This is a genomic window from Bradyrhizobium sp. USDA 4451, assembly GCF_054822585.1.
Window position 1 is genome coordinate 4,346,916 of the sequence record NZ_JBTRCH010000001.1, and the last position, 20,527, is coordinate 4,367,442.

A 20,527-nucleotide genomic window follows, 5' to 3' on the forward strand; every position below is an offset into this window, starting at 1 on the left:
CTGGTCGGCGCAGCGGGCGGCGCGCGGCCGTTACTCCTCGGTGACTTCGATCGCGATTTCCGGGCAGTTGGTCTGCGCGAGCCAGGCCTTGTCCTCGAGCCCGGCGGGAACGGTCCCGTCGCCGGCTTCATGAGCGTTGCCGTATTCATCGAGCTCGAACAGTTCGGGGGCGAGTGATTTGCAGCGCGCGTGACCCTGGCATTTGTCCTGGTCGACGCGGATTCTGAGCTTGGACATGCAAGCACTCTCCCTCGGCTCTGGCGCGCTGCGGAGCGCGCCGGGTTCCTCATTTTCGCATGATGCAAGTTCTAGCTTGCTTGGGCGGCCGGCCTCAAAGCCGGATCGCCAAGTTATACTCTATTACATTATCGTCAGCCGCGCGCGTCAAGCGAAAATTCAGTGGCTGGGCGCCGGCCGTTTGGGATGGCGGGCCGTCAGCCCGGCGAATTTTCCTGCAGCGCCCGGTCGAGCGCGTCGGCCAGCAGGTCGACATGCTCCGGGCCGAATACCAGCGGCGGTCGGATCTTCAGGATGTTGCCGCCGGGCCCCGCCGCGCTGATCAGCACGCCGTTCTCGCGCAGCGCATTGACGATCCGCGCCGCCTGCTGGCCGGCGGGAGCGCCGCCATGGCGCAGTTCGACACCGATGAACAGGCCGGCACCGCGGACCTCCGCCACCAATTCATGGCGCGCGCGCAATGCGTCGAGCCGCTGCCGCAGAAGCGTACCGGTACGCCCGGCATTCCCGACCAGGCCTTCGCGCTCGATCACGTCGAGCACCGCCATGCCGGCGGCGGCCGACACCGGATTGCCGCCAAAGGTGTTGAAATAGCGCGAGCGGGCGCCGAACTCCTTCAGCAACTCTGGTCGCGCGGCCATCGCGGCGATCGGATGGCCGTTGCCCATCGGCTTGCCCATCGTGACCAGGTCGGGAACGATGCCGTGGCGGGCAAAGCCCCAGAGGCCTTGGCCGCAACGGCCGAAGCCCGGCTGCACCTCGTCGGCGATGAACAGTGCGCCGGCCGCATGCGCGGCCTCCACCGCCGGCCGCAGGAAGCCCGGCGGATCGGCGAACACGCCGTCGCTGGAGAAGATCGTGTCGACCAGCAGCGCGGCCGGACGAATGCCGCTGCGGGCCATATCGGCGAATGCGGTCCGGACGTGGCTTGCAAAGATCTCGCCCGTTTCATCGCCGGCGGACTGCGGCGCCGACACCAGACGGACATGGGGCGCGGTTGGCTCGGGCAGGCCGAGTGACGGCGACAATTCGGCCAGCGCGCCGGTGACGCCGTGATAGGCGGTGCGGGTGACGATGACGCCGGTGCCGCCGGTGCAGGTGCGGGCGACGCGGAGCGCCAGATCGTTGGCCTCGCTGCCCGTGCAGGTGAACATCACCTGGCCGATTTCGGCCGGGAAGGTCGCGAGCAGCCGCTCGGCGTAGTCGAGGATCGTCTCGTGCAGATAGCGGGTGTGGGTGTTGAGCACCGCGGCCTGCCGCGCGATCGCCTCGATCACATGCGGATGGCAGTGGCCGACGCAGGCGACGTTGTTGTAGGCGTCGAGATAGCGCTTGCCTGCGGCGTCGTACAGCCAGATGCCGTCGCCGCGCACCACATGCACCGGCTGCTCGTAGAACAGCCGGTAGGCGGGACCGAGCAGCCGGTTGCGGCGCGCGATCAGCTCTTGCGTCGAGGTTTCGGCCGGCATTGTTACTCTCCCTGACAGGCACGCTCGATCTGTTGTGCGGCCTCTGTTCGCGTCAGCGTCGCGATCCGGGCGAGCCGGGCCGACGCCTGCTTGTTGTTGCGCAGAATATAGCCGCTGTTCTCCGGATAGCGAGCGGCCCTGATGTTGCTGATCACGATCGTCATCACCATGCGGGTCGCGATCAGGTCGAACAGGATGCCGCGCTCGCGCGGCTCGAGCGGCGAGACCGCATGATAGGCCGCGATCAGATCGAGTGTCGGCGCCAGCGGCTCGTCGCTGTCGGTCACCTGATAGGCGGCTGCTATCGCGAGGTCGTTGATGCGGGCCGTCGCCGTCATGTCGCCGAAATCGATGATGCCGCAGACGCGGGCTTGCGAGGCCGCGTCGACGACGATGTTGTGCGGATTGAGATCGTTGTGCAGCGGTTGCTTTGGAAGCTGCGCCAATACGGGCGCGGCGTCGGCCTCGAAATGATCGAGGACGCGTTCGACCTGCTCGCGCTGGGCTGATGGCACCGCGCCGAGCAGCGGCCGCAGCTCGGCGGCATGCTGGATGTCCCAGAGCAGTTTGTGGTCCGCGCCGGGATGAACGAAGTCGCGCAGCGCAAGCGCGAGCCGCGCCGCGCAGCGGCCGACGTCGCCGCGCAAGGTCGCCGATTGCGGCGCCTGATGCATCGGCGTTCCCGCAAGGAACGTCAGCAGCCGCACCACCCTCGTCGAGCCGTCGTCGAAGCCGATGTCGAGCTCGGCTGCGCCATTCCGCGCAGGGATGATGCGCGGGATCGGCAGCAGCGGATCACGGATCGCGACGTGACGCAGCGCCTCGGTCTGCAGATTGGTGACGGCGCGATCCTCCGTGGGATTGGCGATCTTGAGGACGTATTCGCATCCATCTGGCGCGCGCAGCCGGAAATTCTGATCGCGCTCACTGTCGAGCCGGCGGATCTCGGCCGACAGGCCGTAGTGCTCCCTGACAAGCGTCAGCGCATGTGCCTCCGCGATCGGCCCGGCGGCGCGCAGCCCGTCGAGCGGGTGCGTGGCGTCAGTGGACGAGCGGGAGATCTGCATCTGACGCTCCTCGGTGCCGCAATCAATAACCGCGAGTGCGGTCGATCGCATGCGGCGGACGCCGTCCGGCGCGGATCGCGTCTGCCGTCGTGGCGAGCGTGGTCGCGACGGCGCTGATGCTGACGTCGCTGGCGTCATGCGGCGTGATGGCGATGCGCGGATGATGCCAGAACGGATGCATCTTGGGCAATGGCTCGGTCGCGAACACGTCGAGCGCAGCTCCTGACAGCTGACCGCTCTCGAGTGCCGCGAGCAGATCGGCTTCCACCAGATGCTCGCCGCGGCCAACCTGGATCAGGTAGCCGCCATGGCGCATCCGGGCCGAACAGATCGCCATTGAGGATGTTGCGCGTCTCCGGCGTCAATGGCAGCAGATTGACCAGCACTTCGGTCTCACCGAGCATCGCGGCAAGACCGGCGGGACTGTGGAAACTGCGGCTCGCCGATGAAATCGCCTTGGCGGTCCGGCTCCAGGACATCACGGGAAAGCCGAGATGGGCGAGGTCGACGGCGACGCGCCGGCCGATCTCGCCATTGCCGAGGATGCCGACCGGGACATCCTGCGCGCGGCGCTGCGCGCCGCGTTGCCAGATCCGGTCACGCTGCTGGGCGCGGAAGGCGGCAAAGCCGCGCTGGTGCCCGATCGCATGCCAGGCAATGAAGCCCGACATCATCTGGCCCTGTCCGGGATCGACCACGCGCACCACGTCGACGCTGGGCGGCAGGCTCGGACAGGCCATGATGTTGTCGACGCCGGCGGCGATCGAGCACACCGCCTGCAGATCGGGATAGCGCTCGAACGCGTCGTCGGGCGGATGCCAGGCGAGGGCGAGACGGACATCCGCGGCATCGCCGGCGTGATCGACCACCTCGACCCGCGGCGCAATGCGCGACAGCTCGGCGCCGAAATAGTCGCGCAGATCGAGCCTGCTGCTGATCAGGACACAACGCATGGTTCAGGCCGCACGCGATGAAGAGATCTGGCCAGGCACCGCGGCGAGCAGCTCGCGGGTGTAGGGATGTTCGGGGGCCGAGAACAGCGCGGCGGTCGGCTTCAGCTCGACGATTTGGCCGCGCTGCATCACCGCGATCCGGTCGCAGATTTGTGCCGCCACCCGCAGATCGTGGGTGATGAACAGCATCGACAGGCCGAGCCGCGCCTTGAGGTCTTCCAGCAGGTTCAGCACTTGCGCCTGCACCGAGACATCGAGCGCCGAGACGGCTTCGTCGGCAACGATGATCTCCGGCTCGAGCGCAAGCGCGCGGGCGATGCCGATGCGCTGGCGTTGGCCGCCGGAGAATTCGTGCGGATAGCGTTCCATCGCGTTGGCGGTGAGGCCGACCAGGCCGAGCAGTTCAGCGGCGCGCTGATGTGCGACCGCCGGATCGGTGCCGTGGGCGATCGGCCCGTCGGCGATGATGTTGCCGACCTTGCGGCGCGGGTTGAGCGAGGCGAACGGATCCTGGAAGATCATCTGGATGCGGCTGCGCTCCTTGCGCAGCGCGCGGCCGGCGATACGGGTGAAATCGGTGTCGCCGAGACGAACCGTACCCTGATCCGGCTCGATCAGGCGCATCACGAGCCGGGCGACCGATGACTTGCCGGAGCCGGATTCGCCGACCAGGCCGACGGTCTCGCCTTGCAGGATGTCGAAATTGACCTCGTTCGCGGCGCGCACCCGTCGCTCCGGCTGGAACCAGCCGCCGCCACTGACATAGGTCTTGTCGAGACCGATCACCTCGACCGCCTTGGCGCGATCCGTGAGCGGCGTACGCGCCGGCGGCTGCATCGATGGCACCGCCGCGAGCAGCGCCCGCGTGTAGGCATGTTGCGGCCGCCGCAGCACCTCGTCGGCCGCGCCCTGTTCGACCACCTTGCCGTGCTGGAGCACGACGACGCGGTCGGCGATATCGGAAACGACGCCGAAATCGTGGGTGATGAACATCACCGCCATGTTGCGGCGGCGCTGCAAATCGCGGATCAGCTCGAGGATCTGTGCCTGCGTCGTAACATCGAGCGCGGTCGTCGGCTCGTCGGCCACCAGCACGGCCGGCTCCAGCGCGAGCGCCATCGCGATCATCGCACGCTGCCGCTGACCGCCGGACAGCTGATGCGGATAGGCGCGCGCCGAACGTTCGGGCTCCGGCAGGCCGACCTCGCGCAGCAGCTGCAAGGCTTTCTGCTTGCGTTGCCGCGATGTCAGGAGATTGTGCGCCTCGAACATTTCGGCGATCTGCTCGCCGATCCGCATCAAGGGATTGAGCGCGGTCATCGGCTCCTGGAACACCATCGCGATATGGCGACCGCGCAGGGCGAGCCAGCCGGTGTCGTCGAGGGTGAGCAGATTTTGGCCATCATACGCAATCTCGCCGGCCTCCCGGATGATGGTGTCCGGCAACAGCCCCAGCAGCGCATGCGCGCACATCGACTTGCCGGAGCCGGACTCGCCGACCACGCAGAGGATCTTGCCGGGCACGAGATCGAACGAGACGCCGTCGACGGCGTAGGCGCGGTCGGAGCCCGGCGGCAGTGCGAGCTTCAAATCCTTGATCGAGACGACGGGTGCGGCCGACATGCGTCAACGCCCTTCCTTGTTGAGGCGCGGATTGAACGCGTCGTTGAGGCCTTCGCCGATCAGGTTCAGCGCCAGCACCGAGAGCAGGATCGCGATGCCGGGGAACAGGGTGATCCACCAGGCCTGCCGGATCACGGTGCGGCCGGCGCCGACCATGTAGCCCCAGGACATCAGGTTGGGATCGCCGAGGCCGAGGAAGGAAAGTGAGGATTCCAGGAGGATCGCGGTCGCGACCATCAGCGAGGCCAGCACGATGACGGGCGACAGCGCATTGGGCAGGATCTCGCGCCAGATGATCCAGCCGTGGCTCTGACCGGTGACGATCGCGGCCTGGACGTATTCGCGGGTGCGCAGCGACAGCACCTCGCCGCGAACGAGGCGGGCGACCGGCGGCCAGCTCACGATCGCGATCGCCAGCACGATCGAGACGATCGAGGGCTGCAGGATCGCGACCAAAACGATCGCGAGCGCGAAGCTCGGCACGGTCTGGAAGAATTCGGTGAAGCGCATCAGGGCGTCGCCGACCTTGCCGCCGAAATAGCCGGCGAGGGCGCCGACGGGAATCCCGACCGCGAGCGCGGCCATGGTCGAGACCAGGCCGACCAGCAGCGAGACGCGGGCGCCGTAGATGATGCCGGCGAGCACGTCGCGGCCGAGCGCATCGGTGCCGAGCGGCAGGCCGGGCACCGTGAGCGGCGGCAGGAACGGCCGCTGTACCATGCGCCAGGGCGAGGTCGGAAACAGCAGCGGGCCGAAGATCGCGATCGCGATCGCAAGCAGCAGGATCACGAGCCCGATCATGCTGCCGGGGTTGCGCAGCATGGTGCGCCAGAACTTGCTCATGAGGCGAACTCGATGCGGGGATCGACCGCGCGGTAGATCAGGTCGGTGATCAGGTTGAAGGCCAGCACCATCGCCGAGCACACCACGAAGACGCCGAGCAGGAGATTGTAGTCGCGCTGCAGCAGCGCCTCGTACATCAGCCGGCCGATGCCGGGCCAGGCGAACACGGTCTCGGTAAGCACGGCGCCGCCGACCAGCGTGCCGGCCTGCAGGCCCGCCAGCGTCACCACCGGCAGCAGCGCGTTGCGCAGCACGTGGCGGCGCTGGATCACGGCGTCGCGCAGGCCCTTGGCGCGTGCGGTCTTGACGAAATCATGCCGCTTCACCTCGAGCATCGAGGCGCGCGTCATGCGGGCATAGGTCGCCATGAAGAACAGGCCCATCGTCGTCGCCGGCAGGATCAGATGTGCGCCGACGTCGAGCAGATGGGCGAGACCGGTGTAGTTGGCGCCGACGGTCTCGTAACCGAAGCTCGGCAGCCAATCCATCGCGACCGAAAACAGCAGGATCGCCATCAGCGCCACCCAGAACAGCGGCGTGGCGTAGAAGACCAGCGCCAGTATCGTGATCGCGGTATCCGCCCAGGTGCCGGCAAAGCGTGCGGCCAATGTTCCGAACAGCACGCCGAACAGCAACGAGATCACGAAGGCCGTGACGGTCAGCAGCAGCGTCGCCGGCAGCCGCTCGGCGATCAGCTTGGCGACCGGCATCTGCTGGCGGAACGAGAAGCCGAGATCGAACGTCACGATGCCCTTGACGTAGCGGTAGAGCTGGACCGGCACTGGCTGGTCGAGCCCGAACTTCTCGCGCAGTTGCGTGACGAAGATCTGGTCGCTGGCGCCGGCCTCGCCCGCCATCACCATCGCCGGATCGCCCGGCGCCATGCGGATCAGCGTGAAGTTGAGGACGACGATCGCGAGCAGCACGACCACGGCCTTGGCAAGTCTCTGGGCTATGAATGCGAGCATCGGTGACTTCGGTTGTGTTCGGAAAGGGAGGGGGCCGCGGCGCCTTGTGCACGCCGCGGCTCGGCAATGAGCCCTATTTGTCGAGCCAGGCGTCGCGGAAGCCGTCGTTGACGCCGATCGCGGTCGTGATCAGGTTCTTGACGTTGCAGCGGGTGATGGTTGGGAATTGCAGCTCAAGCAGCCAGGCCACCGGTACATCATCGACCAGGACTTTCTGCGCTTTGTCATAAAATGGTTTGCGTGCCGCGTCGGGGAAGGCGACCGCGCCGTCGGCAAACAGCTTGTCGATTTCCGGGTTCGAATAGCCTTCGACGTTGTTGAACGGATTGCCCTTGACGATCTGGCTGGAGACATAGGTGCGGCTGACGCCAAGCGCGGGATCGCCGTACTGATAGACATAGGTGAAGGCGATATCGTAGTCCCACTCCGAAGTCTTCTGGTTCCAGCCAGCGACATCGGTCGAGAGCATTTCGACGTTGATGCCGACGTCCTGCAGGTTCTGCTTCACGGCCTCGGCCCAGCGCTGCCAGGTTTCGCCATAGGGCAGCGGCAGCAGGCGGACCTTCTCGCCGTTGTAGCCGGCTTCCTTGAGCAGCGCCTTGGCCTTGGCCGGGTCGTAGTCGTATTTCGCCACGTCGCTGCTGTAGTACTTGATGGACGAACTCGACGGGCCGGTCGCGACCTTGCCGAGGCCGTTCCAGATCACGTCTTTCGCGAAATTGCGATCGAGCGCGTACATCACCGCCTGGCGGAACTTCTTGTTCGCGGTCGGGCCGGAGCGGTTGTTGAGCCACAGCCATGACAGCGGACTGAAGAACTCCCAGCCGGCGCCGGTAACGCAGACATTCTTCAGCTTGGACAGGCGCGGCACGTCGAAATTCTCGACCGAGCCGCCTGGCAGCACGTCAACCTTGCCGGTCTCGAACGCCACCGCACGTGCGGCGGCGTCGGGGATCACATGCCAGTAGATCTCGTCGAGATGCGGCAGGCCCTTGATGTAGTAGTCCGGATTCTTGACCAGGCGGATGAACGAGCCCTTCTGCCATTCCTTGAACATGAAGGGGCCGGTGCCAACAGGCGTATTGTTGGCGGGGTTGGTCTTGAAATCGGTGCCTTCATAGATGTGCTTCGGGATCATCGGCAGCGATCCGACCTCGAACACGCCGAGAAACGGCCCGAACGGCTGCTTCAGGTTGAAGATTACCGTATTGTCGTCAGGAGTCTCGATCTTGTCGACTTGCGCGAAATTGCCGCGCGCGCGGGGGTGGGTCTGCTTGAGGAATTCGATCGAGAACACGACGTCGGCCGAGGTGAACGGCTTGCCGTCATGCCAGGTGACGCCCTTGCGCAGTTTGAAGGTATAGGTCTTGCCGTCCTCGCTGACGCTCCAGCTTTCGGCGAGACCGGGCAGCGGCTCGAGTTTCGCTGAATAGCGCAGCAGGCCTTCATAGATATTGCCGGCGACCATCTGGGTCGGGCCGTTCTGCACCAGGCCCATCATCAGGCCGGGCGGCTCCGGCTGGATCACCGCGTTGATCACGCCGCCGGATTTCGGCTCCTCGGCGAATGCCGCACTGCTCAGGGCACTCGCCAGCAAAAGACTCAACAGAACGCGCTTCAACATGTTCAGGCTCTCTTGTTCGTAAACGATCTAGTTGACGAAATCCGGATCGGTGCGCGCGAGCATGCGCTTGAAGGCGGCCCACTCGGTATCGGGCACGCCGTTGGTCTCGATGCCGTCGTAGAAGGTTGCGTATTGCCCGGCCGTCTTGTGCGCGACCGCGTCCGACAGCGGTGCGATCTCGGCGCCGGCGGACTGGATCGCGAGCTGGGCGCGGCAGGAGCGCTCCAGATTGTGCATCAGCTTGAAGGCTTCCGAGACCGAGCGGCCGCAGGTCAGCATGCCGTGATTGCGCAGCACCATCACGAACTTGTCGCCGAGGTCGGCGACCAGGCGCTCGCGTTCGTCGAGATCGAGCGCGATGCCCTCATAGTCGTGATAGGCGAGGCAGCCGGTGAACTGCATCGACCATTGATTGAGCGGCAGCAGCCCCTGCTTCTGGCAGGATACCGCGACACCGGCCACGGTGTGGGTGTGCAGCACGCAGGCGACGTCCGGCCGCGCCGCATGCACCGCACTGTGGATGGTGAAGCCGGCCGGATTAATGCCGAGCCCGAGCGGGTCGTCGACCACGACGCCTTCGAGATCGACGGTGACGAGGTTGGACGCGGTCACCTCCTCGAAGCGCATGCCGTAGGGATTGATCAGGAAGCGGTCGTGGCTGCCGGGCAGCCGCACCGAGATGTGGGTGTAGATGCTGTCATCGAGTCCGAGCCGGTGGATCAGCCGGTAGGCCGCGGCGAGGTCGATGCGGAATTGCTGGTTCTGGTCCGTCACGGCGTCGGGCCGCACATGCGTCGTCATCGTTGCTGCTAGTCCCTGTGCGCGGGCCGTTTTTGTTGCGTTGCAATACCCGCGTCGCTAAACTGTCGACAATCTAAGAGTTGATCAAGGCTAAACTGTCGACAATCGACGATTAAATAATGTACAAGGGTCGAAACGGACCCCTTTGATGCGCACGATTTCCCCTCCAGTCGGCTTGCCGGCCCTCAACGAGACCGACCTTGTCGGCCAGGTCGCCCGGCGTCTGACCGAAGCCATCGTGCAGGGGCGCCTGCCGCCGGGGTCCAAGGTCGTCGAAGCCGGCATCGCGCGCGAGCTGGGGGTGAGCCGGGCGCCGGTGCGCGAGGCGGCGCGGCTGCTCGAGCAACAGGGCTTGCTGGTCGCGAACCCGCGCCGCGGCTTCTTCGTCCGGCAGTTTGCCGCTGACGATATCGACGAGATCTACGACCTGCGTCTCTGCGTCGAGCGTCATGCCGCGGTGCTTGCCGCGCGCAACCTGACGCCGGAGACGCGCGACAAGCTGCGCCGCCAGATCGACGTGCTGCACGAGACCGCCGATCTCGACGATCCGGCGCGGCAGGTCGAGGAGGACTACCGCTTCCATCGCCTGATCTGCGAGATCGCCGGCAACCGGCGGATGCTGCGGCTGTTCGACGATCTCGCCTCCGAGCTGCGCATGGTGATCGGCCTGATCGGCCGCCTCTATGACGATCCGCACGAGATCGCGCGCACGCATGAGCCGGTGCTTGCGGCGATCGAGGCCGGTCATCCCGAGCGCATCGTCGCGCATGTCGACTATCACATCGGCCATGCCTGGCGCGAAGTCGGACGGCTGGTGCGCGAGATTCCGCCGTGGCCGGTCGCGGCGAAATAGCCGCGCGATCTTGCAATCTTTCCGATTCATCCAACAGGAGTGTCCCGTGAAGGCCGTCTACAGTGATCTGCACCGCAGCCACGATCCGCAGTTCTTCCTGGTCCGCGGCGTAGTCCAGCGCACCACCGAGCAGCCCGAGCGCGCCGATCGCCTGCTGGCGGGCCTGAAGGCCGGCAAGCACACGCTGATCGAGCCGACCAAGTTCGGGCAGGGCCCACGCGCCCGCGTGCACAGCCCGGAATATCTGAGCTTCCTCGCCGAGGCCTGGGATGCGTGGACCGCGCTCGGCGATGCCGGGCCGGAGATGATCGCGAACATCCACCCGGTGCGCAACGCCGCCACCTATCCGACCCATATCGTGGGCAAGCTCGGCTGGCACACGGCGGATACCGCAGCGCCGATCGGCGCGGGCACCTGGGCCGGCGCCTGCGCCTCAAGCGACGTCGCGGTCACCGCCGCGCAGATGGTGCTGGACGGCGAGGATGCGGTTTATGCGCTGTGCCGTCCGCCCGGCCACCACGCCTATCGCGACATGGCCGGCGGCTTCTGCTTCCTCAACAACAGCGCGATCGCGGCCGAGCATCTGCGCCAGAAGCACGAGCGCGTCGCGATCCTCGACGTCGACGTGCATCACGGCAACGGCACGCAGGGCATTTTCTACGAACGGCCGGATGTCTTCACCGTCTCGATCCACGCCGATCCGTCGTTCTTCTATCCGTTCGTCTGGGGCTATGCGCATGAGCGCGGCGCCGGACCCGGTCTCGGCGCCAATCTCAACATTCCCCTCGCCAGGGGCACCGGCGACGACGATTACATGAAGGCGCTGGCGGCGGCGGAGCGGGCGATCCGTGCCTTCGCGCCGACCGCGCTCGTGGTCGCGCTCGGCCTCGATGCCTCCGAGAAGGATCCGCTCGCGGGCCTCGCCGTCACCACCGACGGCTTCCGCCGGATCGGCGAGGGGCTGGCCCGCTTCGGGCTGCGGACGGTGCTGGTGCAGGAGGGTGGCTATCTCTCCGATATCCTCGGCGCCAATCTGACGGCGGTGCTCGGCGGGTTCGAGGCTGCGCGCTAAAGCATGATCCGGAAAAGTGCGAACCGGTTTTCCGGAAAGATCATGCTCAAACAAGGAGCTAAAGCGCGATGACGATTCAACCCAATCTGATCGCGCTTTAGCGGCTTGCAGGAACCGGCCAGTCGCTCGCCGGTTTCGCGAACAGGTCTGGAAGGGACAAGGTAAGTGTTTGACTTCTCTGACATCCTGTTCTCAGCTACGGTCTGATGGGTCGATCATCGTTGCTGTAATGGGACAAATCGTTCGTAAGCCGTTCAAAACCTACCACCATGGCGACCTGCGCGAAGCGCTGATCCAGGCCGCGTTGCGCGAGGTCGAGCTTGGCGGGCCGGAAGCGATCAGCATTAAGGCGCTGGCCAAGCAGCTCGGCGTCTCGCAGCCGGCGCCGTACCGGCATTTCGCCGACCGCGAGGCGTTGCTCGAGGCGGTCACCGCGGAGGCGTTCCGGCAGTTCAACGTGATCATGCGCGAGGCGATCGCGCTGCCGGGCAAGGGCTCGAAACTGTCGCGTTTCGCGCAGGCCGCGCTCGCCTTCGGGCTGGAGCGCCATGGCATTTACCGGCTGATGTTCGCGTCGCGCACCATGGCCTGCGCGCCTAAGGGCAGCGAGCTGCACGTCGCGGCGATGGAAACGCTGGCGCTGTTGATCGAGTCGTTCGAGGCGCCAGCCGTCGGGCTGTTGCGCGAGCGGCAGGCACTGAAGATCTGGGCTGGGCTGCATGGCATCGTGATGCTCGCCGAGCAGGGCCTGCTCACCGGCGAAGCCGCGCAGATCAGCCGCGAGGAGCTGCTCGACGAGATCGTCGAGCAGACCAAGGCCGCACTTACGATCGCGCTGCAGGCGGCGGAAGGTAATTAGCGCGGCGGCCGCGGATCGATCGGGGTGGTGCCGTGCACGCCCAGAATGTCCTCCAGCACTTTCGCGCCGGCCAACAGTTGCGCCTCGGCGCGCGGTTTTGCGATCATCTGCAGACCGATCGGCAGGCCCGACGCGGTGAAGCCGCAGGGCAGCGACAGCGCCGGGCAGCAGGCCAGCGTGATCGCGTAGACGATGCCGAGCCACTCGACGTAATTGTCGAATTTCCTGCCGTCACACTCGGCGACGTAGCGGTTCTCGACCGGGAATGGCGGCACGATGGTCGCAGGCGCCAGCAAGAGATCATAGGTCTCGAAGAATTCGAGCGCACGCTGCGTCATCGCGACGCGCTGCGCCTCGGCACGCTCGAGCTTCTCGACCGTCAGCTTGAGACCCTCCTCGATGTTCCAGATCACCTCGGGCTTCAGCAAATCGCGCTTGGTGCGCAGCAATTCGGCCTTGCTGATCGCGAAGTCGAACGCGCGCAGCACGTGGAAACATTCATGGGCCTCGCGCAGGTCGGGATGCGCCTCCTCGACGATCGCGCCGGCTTCCGCAAAGCGCTCCGCCGCCTTGCGGGTTACCGCCTTGACCTCGGGATCGACAGGCGTGATGCCGAGATCGGGCGAATAGGCGATGCGCTTCGGCTTGCTGCCGGCCCGCGTCGCCGACAGGAACGACGTCGGCAGCGCCGGCAGCGACAGCGGATCGGCGGCGTGCTCGCCGCTCATCGCGTCGAGCAGCAGGGCAAGGTCCTCGACATTGCGCGCCATCGGCCCCTGCACGCCGAGGGTACGGTCGACGCCGAATTTCGGCGTATGTGCGACGCGGCCGATCGAGGGCCGCAGGCCGACGATGCCGCAGAAGCTCGCCGGGTTGCGCAGGCTGCCGCCCATGTCGGAGCCGTGCGCGAGCCACGCGGTGCCGCTGGCGAGTGCCGCCGCGGCGCCGCCGGAGGAGCCGGCGGCCGAGCGCGATGTGTCCCAGGGATTGCGGGTCGGGCCGAACACCTCGTTGAAGGTGTTGGCGCCGGCGCCGAATTCCGGCGTGTTCGACTTGGCGTAGATCACGCCGCCGTTCTGTTCGAGGCGTTCGACCAGGATGTCCGACTTCGCCGGCACGTTGTCCTTGAAGATCGGCGAGCCAAGCGTGGTCAGCACGCCGGACACCGCGGTGAGATCCTTGATCGGAACGGGAAGCCCCGCGAGCAGGCCGCGCTCGCCGGCCGGCTTCTGCATCAGCGCCTTGGCGTGGCTGCGGGCGCGGTCGAAGCAGAGCGTCGGCAGCGCGTTGACCTTGCCGTCGACCTCGGCGATGCGCTGTTCCAGCACGTCGAGCAGGTCGAGCGGCGTGACGTCGCCGACTTTCAGTTTCTCGACGACGGCACACGCCGTTTCCTTCACCAAGCCCTGATCAGCCACTTGCTTGTCTCCGTTGTTGCAAGTCTTCTGTTGTTGCTGCTGTAGAACATTTTGGCCGGAAGTGGAAATCGCAGGCATTGCGAACGGCTCGCTCTCTCCCCGTCATCCTGAGGAGCGAGCGGAGCGAGCCTCGAACGATGAATCGGCCCGGCCAGTGGCCGTCGATCCTTCGAGACGCCGCTTCGCGGCTCCTCAAGGATGACGGAGGAGAAAGCGAGCGCTTATCCCCACCCCGACGTCAGCCCGCCATCCACCGTGTAGATCACGCCCGAGGTATACCCCGCGCGATCGGACGCCAGGAACGCCATCAGGTCGCCGATCTCGCGCGCATGCGCGGGGCGGCCGAGCGGCAGGCCCTTCTGGAATTCCTTGTAGCGGTTCTCGTCGCCGAACTGGTTCTTGGCGCGGGTCTTGAGCAAGGTGACGTGGCGGTCGGTTCCGACAGGGCCGGGATTGATGCCGACGACGCGGATGTTGTCGGCGAGGCTTTTGCCGCCGAGCGCACGGGTGAACGACATCAGCGCCGCATTGCCGGCGCTGCCGCAGATGTAATTGGCGTCGAACTTCTCGCCCGCCGCACCGATGTCGTTGACGATGACGCCGCCGCCGCGCGCCTTCATCTGGGCATAGATCGCGCGCGTCAAATTGACATAGCCGAACACCTTGAGCTCCCAGGCATGCCGCCAGGTCGCCTCGTCGATCTTGTCGATCGAGCCGCCCGGGATGTCGCCGGCATTGTTGACCAGGATGTCGATGTCGGCGGCTTCCATGGCCAGCCGCGCGAGATCGTCCGACTTGCGCAGATCGACGACGCTGACCGCGGCATCGATCTGGTGCGCGGAACGCAGGCGCTCAGCCAGCGCCTTCAATTGCTCGCCGTTGCGGGCGGCGAGCAACAGATTGGCGCCTTCCTCGGCAAAGGCTTCGGCGGCAGCCGCGCCAATGCCCTTGGAGGCGCCGGTGATCAGGACACGCTTGCCGCGCAGATGCAGATCCATGGGATGTCTCGCTTTGGGTTGAGGAGTGAGATGTCGGCGAATTTGGTGGGGCAGGGTCGCGCGGCGGTCAACACTGCAGTGCAGCGTTGCGCTCGCGCGCAGTTTGGTCCATTGCAGGGCGATCAGAATAGGCGGCAATGCCGGCCGGGCAAATCACAAGGGTGTTCTCGATGAGCAAGAAGCGATATCGAATTGCGGTCATTCCCGGCGACGGCATCGGCAAGGAAGTGATGCCGGAAGGCCTGCGCGTCATCGAGGCGGCGGCCAGGAAGCACGGCGTCGACGTCAAGTTCGATCATTTCGACTTCGCCTCCTACGACTATTACGAGAAGCACGGCGAGATGATGCCGGCCGACTGGAAGGACAAGATCGGCAAGCACGACGCGATCTATTTCGGCGCGGTCGGCTGGCCGGCCAAGATACCGGACCACGTCTCGCTGTGGGGCTCGCTGATCAAGTTCCGCCGCGAGTTCGACCAGTACGTCAATCTGCGCCCGGTGCGGCTGATGCCCGGCGTGCCGTCGCCGCTGGCGAACCGCAAGCCCGGCGATATCGATTTCTGGGTGGTGCGTGAGAACACCGAGGGTGAATATTCCTCGGTCGGCGGCCGCATGTTCCCGGACACCGATCGCGAGTTCGTCACCCAGCAGACCGTGATGACCCGCACCGGCGTCGACCGCATCCTGAAATTCGCATTCGACCTGGCGCAGTCGCGGCCGAAGAAGCATCTGACGTCGGCGACCAAGTCGAACGGCATCTCCATCACCATGCCCTATTGGGACGAGCGCGTGGAGGCGATGGCCAGGAAGTATTTAGGCGTGAAGTGGGACAAGTACCACATCGATATCCTCACCGCGAACTTCGTGCTGCATCCGGACTGGTTCGACGTCGTGGTCGGCTCCAATCTGTTCGGGGATATCCTCTCCGACCTCGGCCCGGCCTGCACCGGCACGATCGGCATCGCGCCGTCGGGCAACATCAATCCGGAAGGCGATTTCCCCTCGGTGTTCGAGCCGGTCCACGGCTCGGCGCCTGACATTGCCGGCCAGGGCATCGCCAATCCGATCGGCATGATCTGGTCGGGTGCGATGATGCTGGAGCATCTCGGCGAGAAGCAGGCGGCTGCCGCGATCGTCGGCGCGATCGAGCGCACGCTCGGCGAACGCACGCTGCGCACCCGCGACCTCGGCGGCAATGCCGACACCACGGCCTGCGGCAAGGCGGTCGCGGAGATGGTGGATTAGGCTTTCACCCTCTCCCCTTGTGGGAGAGGGTGGCTTCGATGCGAAAGCATCGAAGCCGGGTGAGGGGTTCTCTCCGCGGGTGCAGACCCCTCATCCGTCGCGGACTTCGTCCGCGCCACCTTCTCCCACAAGGGGAGAAGGGAAGGGACGGGCGTTGAGTGGGTTATGCTTCGCTAACCCCCTACGGTCGCTGTCGTCCCTGCGAAAGCAGGGACCCATAACCATAGGGGCCTGTTATCTCGATTTGCTGTGGCCCCCAGCTATCGCCACAACGTGGAGCGGTGGTTATGGGTCCCGGCTCGCGCTTCGCTTGGCCGGGACGGTGAAATTATTGCTTCACGATCCGTCGGCAATGCTCCCAGGCCGCATGAATCAAATTCTCGCTCGCTTCGGGCGTGCGGAAGGCCGAATGCGCCGACAGCGTCACGTTCGGGATCTTGGTCAGCGGATGGTCCTTCGGCAGCGGCTCGATGTTGTAGACGTCGAGGCCGGCATGGCGGATGTGGCCGGACTTCAACGCATCGATCATCGCCTGCTCGTCGACGATGGCGCCGCGCGCGGTGTTGATCAGCACCACGCCATTCTTCATCTTCGCGATCTTGTCGCGCGTGATCATGCCGCGGGTCTCGTCGTTCAGGAGCAGATGGATCGAGACCACGTCGCTGTTCGCCAGCACCGTGTCGAGCTCGGTGAATTCGACGCCCGGATGGCTCTTGGGCGACCGGTTCCAGGCGATCACCTTCATGCCGCTGCCGAGCGCGATGCGGGCGACTTCGGCGGCGATGCCGCCGAAGCCGACCAGGCCGAGCGTCTTGCCGGTGAGCTGCATGCCGTCTTCGCGCAGCCAGTTGCCGGCGCGCATCTCGCGGTCCATCTGCGCGATCACCCGCGCCGACGACCACATCAGCGCGATCGCGGATTCCGCGACCGCGGTGTCGCCGTAGCCCTTGATCAGATGCACGGAGATGCCGATCTCGGCGAGCTCCTCCGGGTTCATGTAGCTGCGCGCGCCGGTGCCGAGGAACACGACGTGCTTCAGGCCGGTGCATTTCTTTGCGATGTCGGTCGGCAGCGCGGTGTGGTCGACGACCGCGATCTCGGCGCCGTCGAGCACCGCGGGATAATCCTCGGACTTGATGTCCGGGTTGCGGTTGATCCGCATGCTGGGATCGCCCGGTTTCTCCAGGCGCTCGGTGATGACTGCGAGCGATTCATTGGCGTCGACAAACACTGCGCGCACGAAAGCCTCCATCGAAGCAAGGAAAGATGATCAGGACGCGACGCCTGCGAGCGCCAGCACCGTATGCAACAGGACGTTGGCGCCGGCGGCGCAATCGGGCTGGGTGGCGTCCTCCAGCTCGTTGTGGCTGATGCCGTCCTTGCAGGGCACGAACACCATCGCGGCCGGCATCACGGTGTTGAGGTTGCAGGCGTCATGGCCGGCGCCGGAGGTGATGCGGCGATGCGAATAGCCGAGCTGCTTTGCGGCGTTCTCCACCGCGTCGACCAGCTTCGGGTCGAAATGCGTCGGCGCCTTGCGCCAGACCAGGTCGAGCTGGACCTCGACCTTGCGCTTCGCTGCGATCTCAGCGACCGCGGCACGCAGGTCGCGATCCAGCGCGTCCATGATCGCGGCATCCGCGCTGCGGCAGTCCACCGTGAAGGCGATCTCGCCGGGGATGACGTTGCGCGAAGGGCTTGCGATGACAGCTTCGCCGATGGTGCCGACCGCCTTCGGGCCGTGCTTTTTGGCGATGCTCTCCATTGCCAGCACGATCTCCGACAGCGTCGCCAGCGCGTCGCGGCGCAGCGGCATCGGGGTCGATCCGGCATGGCTCTCGAAGCCCGTGATCTTGCCGTCGTACCACAGCACGCCCTGGCCGGAATCGACCACGCCGATGGTCTTGCCCTCGGCCTCCAGGATCGGGCCCTGCTCGATGTGCAGCTCGACGAAGCCTGAGAACTTCTGGCGGCCGACCGGCGTATCGCCGCGATAGCCGATCGAGTCCAGCGCCTGCGCCACCGTGACGCCCTCGGCGTCCTTGCGCGACAGGATGTCGTCGGTGGTGAAATCGCCGACATAGGCGGCCGAGGCCATCATCGCCGGCGCGAAGCGCGAGCCTTCCTCGTTGGTCCAGTTGCAGATGCAGATCGGCAGCTCGGTCTCGATCCCGGCATCGTTGAGCGTGCGCACCAGTTCGAGCGCGGCGAGCGTGCCGAGGACGCCGTCATATTTGCCGCCGGTCGGCTGCGTGTCGAGATGAGAGCCGACGCCGATCGGCGGCTTCGACATGTCCCGTCCCTTCCGCAACCCGAACATCGATCCGAGCGCGTCGATCTGCACCTCGAGGCCGGCGTCCTCGCACGCCTTGCGGAACCAGTCGCGCACCTGCTTGTCCTCGGCGCTCAAGGTTAGCCGTCGCACGCCGCCCTTCTGGGTTGCGCCGAACTGCGCGGTTTCGTGGATGGCGCCCCAGAGGCGGGCGGAATCGATCTGCAGGTTGGTGGCGGCTCGGCTCATGTCGTCAGTCCATTTCAGCTGTCATTCCCGGGGGGCTCGAAGAGCCGAACCCGAGATTCCGGGTTCGATGCTGACGCATCGCCCCGGAATGACGTTTTGATTATCCGGCCTTCGTTCAATGACGCGCCGCTCTCGTGTCGTCAACCGCCACGCTCGCCTGCGCGATCTGCCTGGCGAGATGGGCAACACGCTCGATGGCGACCGCATCGGGAGAGGCGAGCCAGCTCGCGGTGAAGGTGAGCGGCGGCAGCTTGAGGTCGGTGTCGAGCAATTGCAGCCGGCCGTCGGCCAGTTCGTTCTCGACGATCGCCGACGGGATCACCGCAATGCCAAGGCCTTCATTGGCCATGTGGATCACGGTCGCGAGCGAGGTCGAGGCGTGCAGCCGGATCGGCGGCAGATCGGGCGCGTTGAACAGGGCGCGCACGGTCTCGTAGGGCTGGGTCTTGCGCGGAAAGGTGATGATCGGAAACCGCGCCAGATCCTGCCGCGCGACCGGGCCGTCGCAGAGGCCGAGCGCCGGGCTCGCCAGGAAGCCGATCGGGTAATCGCACAGCACGTGGTTGTGGGCGCCGGACGCCGAGATCGGTCCGAGCACGAAGGCGAGCTCGATCTCCTGCGCCAGCAGCCGCTGCGTCAGATTGGGCGTGATGTCGACCTCGATCTCCAGCGACAGGTTCGGGTAGATCTCGTTGACGCTCTTCACCAGTCGCGGCAGCCAGGTGTGCACGATGGTCTCCGCGACACCGAGCCGCAGCGCGCCGCGCATCGCCGAGCGGTCGCCGACCTCGGCCATCATCTCCGAGCGCAAGCCGATCAGCTTCTCGGCATAGACCATCATCAGCCGCCCACTCGGCGTCGGCGAGGCCACCCGATGATCCCGGTTGAGCAGTTTGACACCCATCTCGCGCTCGAGCTGGGCAATGCGCTGGGAGATCGCCGGCTGGGTGGTGTTGAGCCGCTGGGCGGCGCCGCGAAAGCTGCCGAGCTTGACGACCCAGAGGAAGGTTTCGATCGAGCGGAAGTCCGTCATTGGAAGCATTTTCCGGATCGATAAATTTGTATTATCGATTTTGATTAGAAAGGACGATTAGACATTATATCACGCTTGGTGTTGGTTTGTCCTTGTCGAGATTATGAGCAGGAGGCTCCGATGACTGTTTTTGCGGCAGTGCAGCGATCTCAGGGCGAAGCGGTGCTTCCGAGCGTCGAAGCGCGCCGCGCCTGCCGTGACGGCACGGCCTCGGTCACCACAGCCGGTCTCGCCAACGGCTTCGTCCAGGGCAATCTCGCGATCCTGCCGGAAAAGCTCGCCGGCGCCTTTCACCGCTTCTGCCAGCTCAATCCGAAGCCGTGTCCGATCATCGGCATGTCCGATGTCGGCGATGTCAGGATCCCCGCGCTCGGCCTCGATCTCGATATCCGCACCGATGTGCCGCGCTACCGGGTCTGGCGCGACGGCGAGGTGGCCGACGAGCCGACCGACATCACAAGGTACTGGCGCGACGATCTCGTCACCTTCGTGCTCGGCTGCTCCTATTCGTTCGAGGAGGCGCTGCTCGATGAGGGGCTGCCGATCCGTCACATCGAACGCAATCTGCGTGTGCCGATGTACCGCACCAACATCGCCTGCCAGCCGTCGGGGCCGTTCGCGGGACCGATGGTGGTGTCGATGCGCCCGTTCAAGCCGGCGGATGCGATCCGCGCGGTGCAGATCACCTCGCGCTTTCCCTCGGTGCACGGCGCGCCGGTGCATCTCGGCCATCCGCATGCGATCGGCATCAAGGACATCGCAAAGCCCGATTACGGTGACGCGGTGCCGGTGGCCGATGACGAGATCCCGGTGTTCTGGGCCTGTGGCGTGACGCCGCAATCGGTGATCGCAAGTGCGAAGCTGCCGTTTGCGATCACGCATTCGCCGGGCCTGATGCTGGTAACCGATCTCAGGAACAAGCAGCTCGCTGTGCTTTGAATAGG

20 protein-coding genes and 1 pseudogene are annotated in these 20,527 nt (G+C 65.7%); 6 read left to right on the forward strand and 15 right to left on the reverse strand.

All coding sequences use genetic code 11. The features are described 5' to 3' along the window. Positions 1–30: 30 nt before the first annotated feature. From ACVMB0_RS20040 to ACVMB0_RS20060, 5 genes and pseudogenes are all read right to left on the reverse strand, one after another. Positions 31–237, reverse strand: coding sequence for a ferredoxin (locus tag ACVMB0_RS20040; protein ID WP_029078045.1), 207 nt, complete (start codon positions 235–237; stop codon positions 31–33). A gap of 197 nt (positions 238–434) precedes the next feature. Then, a complete protein-coding gene (locus ACVMB0_RS20045; protein WP_461347403.1) occupies positions 435–1,706 on the reverse strand; it encodes an aspartate aminotransferase family protein in 1,272 nt (423 codons plus the stop codon). Positions 1,707–1,708: 2 nt separating this feature from the next. Continuing rightward, positions 1,709–2,773, reverse strand: a complete 1,065-nt coding sequence (locus ACVMB0_RS20050; protein WP_461347404.1) for a phosphotransferase — start codon at positions 2,771–2,773, stop codon at positions 1,709–1,711. Positions 2,774–2,795: 22 nt separating this feature from the next. Next, complete coding sequence (locus ACVMB0_RS20055; protein ID WP_461347405.1) at positions 2,796–3,110, reverse strand: NAD(P)-dependent oxidoreductase; 315 nt, start codon at positions 3,108–3,110, stop codon at positions 2,796–2,798. A 46-nt stretch (positions 3,111–3,156) separates the two neighbouring features. Beyond that, positions 3,157–3,366 (reverse strand): annotated as a pseudogene (locus ACVMB0_RS20060) (NAD(P)-dependent oxidoreductase); the annotation flags it as partial. Between ACVMB0_RS20060 and ACVMB0_RS20065 the strand changes: the two are divergent. Then, complete coding sequence (locus tag ACVMB0_RS20065) at positions 3,268–3,747, forward strand: hypothetical protein (RefSeq protein WP_461349798.1); 480 nt, start codon at positions 3,268–3,270, stop codon at positions 3,745–3,747. The pseudogene ACVMB0_RS20060 and the gene ACVMB0_RS20065 overlap by 99 nt on opposite strands. Here ACVMB0_RS20065 and ACVMB0_RS20070 read toward each other — a convergent pair. The 5 genes from ACVMB0_RS20070 to ACVMB0_RS20090 all read right to left on the reverse strand — a co-directional run bounded on the left by ACVMB0_RS20070 (position 3,730) and on the right by ACVMB0_RS20090 (position 9,585). Next, complete coding sequence (locus ACVMB0_RS20070; RefSeq protein ID WP_461347406.1) at positions 3,730–5,349, reverse strand: ABC transporter ATP-binding protein; 1,620 nt, start codon at positions 5,347–5,349, stop codon at positions 3,730–3,732. The two genes, ACVMB0_RS20065 and ACVMB0_RS20070, sit on opposite strands and share 18 nt — an antisense overlap. Before the next feature lie 3 nt (positions 5,350–5,352). After that, positions 5,353–6,192: an ABC transporter permease gene (locus ACVMB0_RS20075; RefSeq protein WP_456798403.1), complete on the reverse strand. Its 840-nt coding sequence runs from the start codon at positions 6,190–6,192 to the stop codon at positions 5,353–5,355. Next, positions 6,189–7,160 carry an ABC transporter permease gene (locus ACVMB0_RS20080; protein WP_461347407.1) on the reverse strand — a complete coding sequence of 324 codons (972 nt, stop codon included), beginning with the start codon at positions 7,158–7,160 and terminating at the stop codon, positions 6,189–6,191. Before ACVMB0_RS20080 ends, ACVMB0_RS20075 begins: the two co-directional genes overlap by 4 nt. Positions 7,161–7,233: 73 nt before the next feature. After that, the gene (locus ACVMB0_RS20085; protein ID WP_461347408.1) at positions 7,234–8,784 is read right to left on the reverse strand and encodes an ABC transporter substrate-binding protein; all 1,551 of its coding nucleotides are present in this window, start codon (positions 8,782–8,784) and stop codon (positions 7,234–7,236) included. 27 nt (positions 8,785–8,811) lie between these two features. After that, positions 8,812–9,585 (reverse strand): class II aldolase/adducin family protein, encoded by a 774-nt coding sequence (locus tag ACVMB0_RS20090; RefSeq protein WP_461347409.1) that lies wholly within the window; start codon positions 9,583–9,585, stop codon positions 8,812–8,814. A gap of 148 nt (positions 9,586–9,733) precedes the next feature. Between ACVMB0_RS20090 and ACVMB0_RS20095 the strand changes: the two genes are divergently transcribed. The 3 genes from ACVMB0_RS20095 (at position 9,734) to ACVMB0_RS20105 (ending at position 12,369) form a co-directional block, all read left to right on the forward strand. Next, entirely contained in the window at positions 9,734–10,438 is a 705-nt protein-coding gene (locus ACVMB0_RS20095) for a GntR family transcriptional regulator (RefSeq protein WP_456755947.1), read from the forward strand. A 46-nt stretch (positions 10,439–10,484) separates the two neighbouring features. Continuing rightward, positions 10,485–11,510 (forward strand): histone deacetylase family protein, encoded by a 1,026-nt coding sequence (locus ACVMB0_RS20100; RefSeq protein ID WP_461347410.1) that lies wholly within the window; start codon positions 10,485–10,487, stop codon positions 11,508–11,510. Positions 11,511–11,739: 229 nt separating this feature from the next. Beyond that, positions 11,740–12,369 carry a TetR/AcrR family transcriptional regulator gene (locus ACVMB0_RS20105; protein ID WP_456755945.1) on the forward strand — a complete coding sequence of 210 codons (630 nt, stop codon included), beginning with the start codon at positions 11,740–11,742 and terminating at the stop codon, positions 12,367–12,369. Here ACVMB0_RS20105 and ACVMB0_RS20110 read toward each other — a convergent pair. Together ACVMB0_RS20110 and ACVMB0_RS20115 are read right to left on the reverse strand one after the other, a co-directional pair. Continuing rightward, positions 12,366–13,787 carry an amidase gene (locus tag ACVMB0_RS20110; protein ID WP_461347411.1) on the reverse strand — a complete coding sequence of 474 codons (1,422 nt, stop codon included), beginning with the start codon at positions 13,785–13,787 and terminating at the stop codon, positions 12,366–12,368. The genes ACVMB0_RS20105 and ACVMB0_RS20110 overlap by 4 nt on opposite strands. Positions 13,788–14,008: 221 nt before the next feature. Next, positions 14,009–14,785 (reverse strand): SDR family oxidoreductase, encoded by a 777-nt coding sequence (locus ACVMB0_RS20115; protein WP_461347412.1) that lies wholly within the window; start codon positions 14,783–14,785, stop codon positions 14,009–14,011. A 170-nt stretch (positions 14,786–14,955) separates the two neighbouring features. On the opposite strand from ACVMB0_RS20115, the gene ACVMB0_RS20120 reads away from it, so the two are divergent. Continuing rightward, positions 14,956–16,029, forward strand: a complete 1,074-nt coding sequence (locus tag ACVMB0_RS20120) for a tartrate dehydrogenase (RefSeq protein ID WP_461347413.1) — start codon at positions 14,956–14,958, stop codon at positions 16,027–16,029. 328 nt (positions 16,030–16,357) lie between these two features. Here the strand turns inward: ACVMB0_RS20120 and ACVMB0_RS20125 are convergent, their stop codons facing one another. The 3 genes from ACVMB0_RS20125 to ACVMB0_RS20135 form a co-directional block, all read right to left on the reverse strand. Then, positions 16,358–17,269 carry an NAD(P)-dependent oxidoreductase gene (locus ACVMB0_RS20125; protein ID WP_461347414.1) on the reverse strand — a complete coding sequence of 304 codons (912 nt, stop codon included), beginning with the start codon at positions 17,267–17,269 and terminating at the stop codon, positions 16,358–16,360. A gap of 30 nt (positions 17,270–17,299) precedes the next feature. Continuing rightward, a complete protein-coding gene (locus ACVMB0_RS20130) occupies positions 17,300–18,550 on the reverse strand; it encodes an allantoate amidohydrolase (protein ID WP_461347415.1) in 1,251 nt (416 codons plus the stop codon). 115 nt (positions 18,551–18,665) lie between these two features. Then, on the reverse strand, positions 18,666–19,583 hold the full coding sequence (locus tag ACVMB0_RS20135) for a LysR family transcriptional regulator (protein ID WP_461347416.1): 918 nt from the start codon (positions 19,581–19,583) through the stop codon (positions 18,666–18,668). Between the two features lie 120 nt (positions 19,584–19,703). Here ACVMB0_RS20135 and ACVMB0_RS20140 point away from each other — a divergent pair, with 120 nt between their 5' ends. Then, entirely contained in the window at positions 19,704–20,522 is an 819-nt protein-coding gene (locus ACVMB0_RS20140) for a putative hydro-lyase (RefSeq protein WP_456798395.1), read from the forward strand. Positions 20,523–20,527 lie beyond the last annotated feature (5 nt).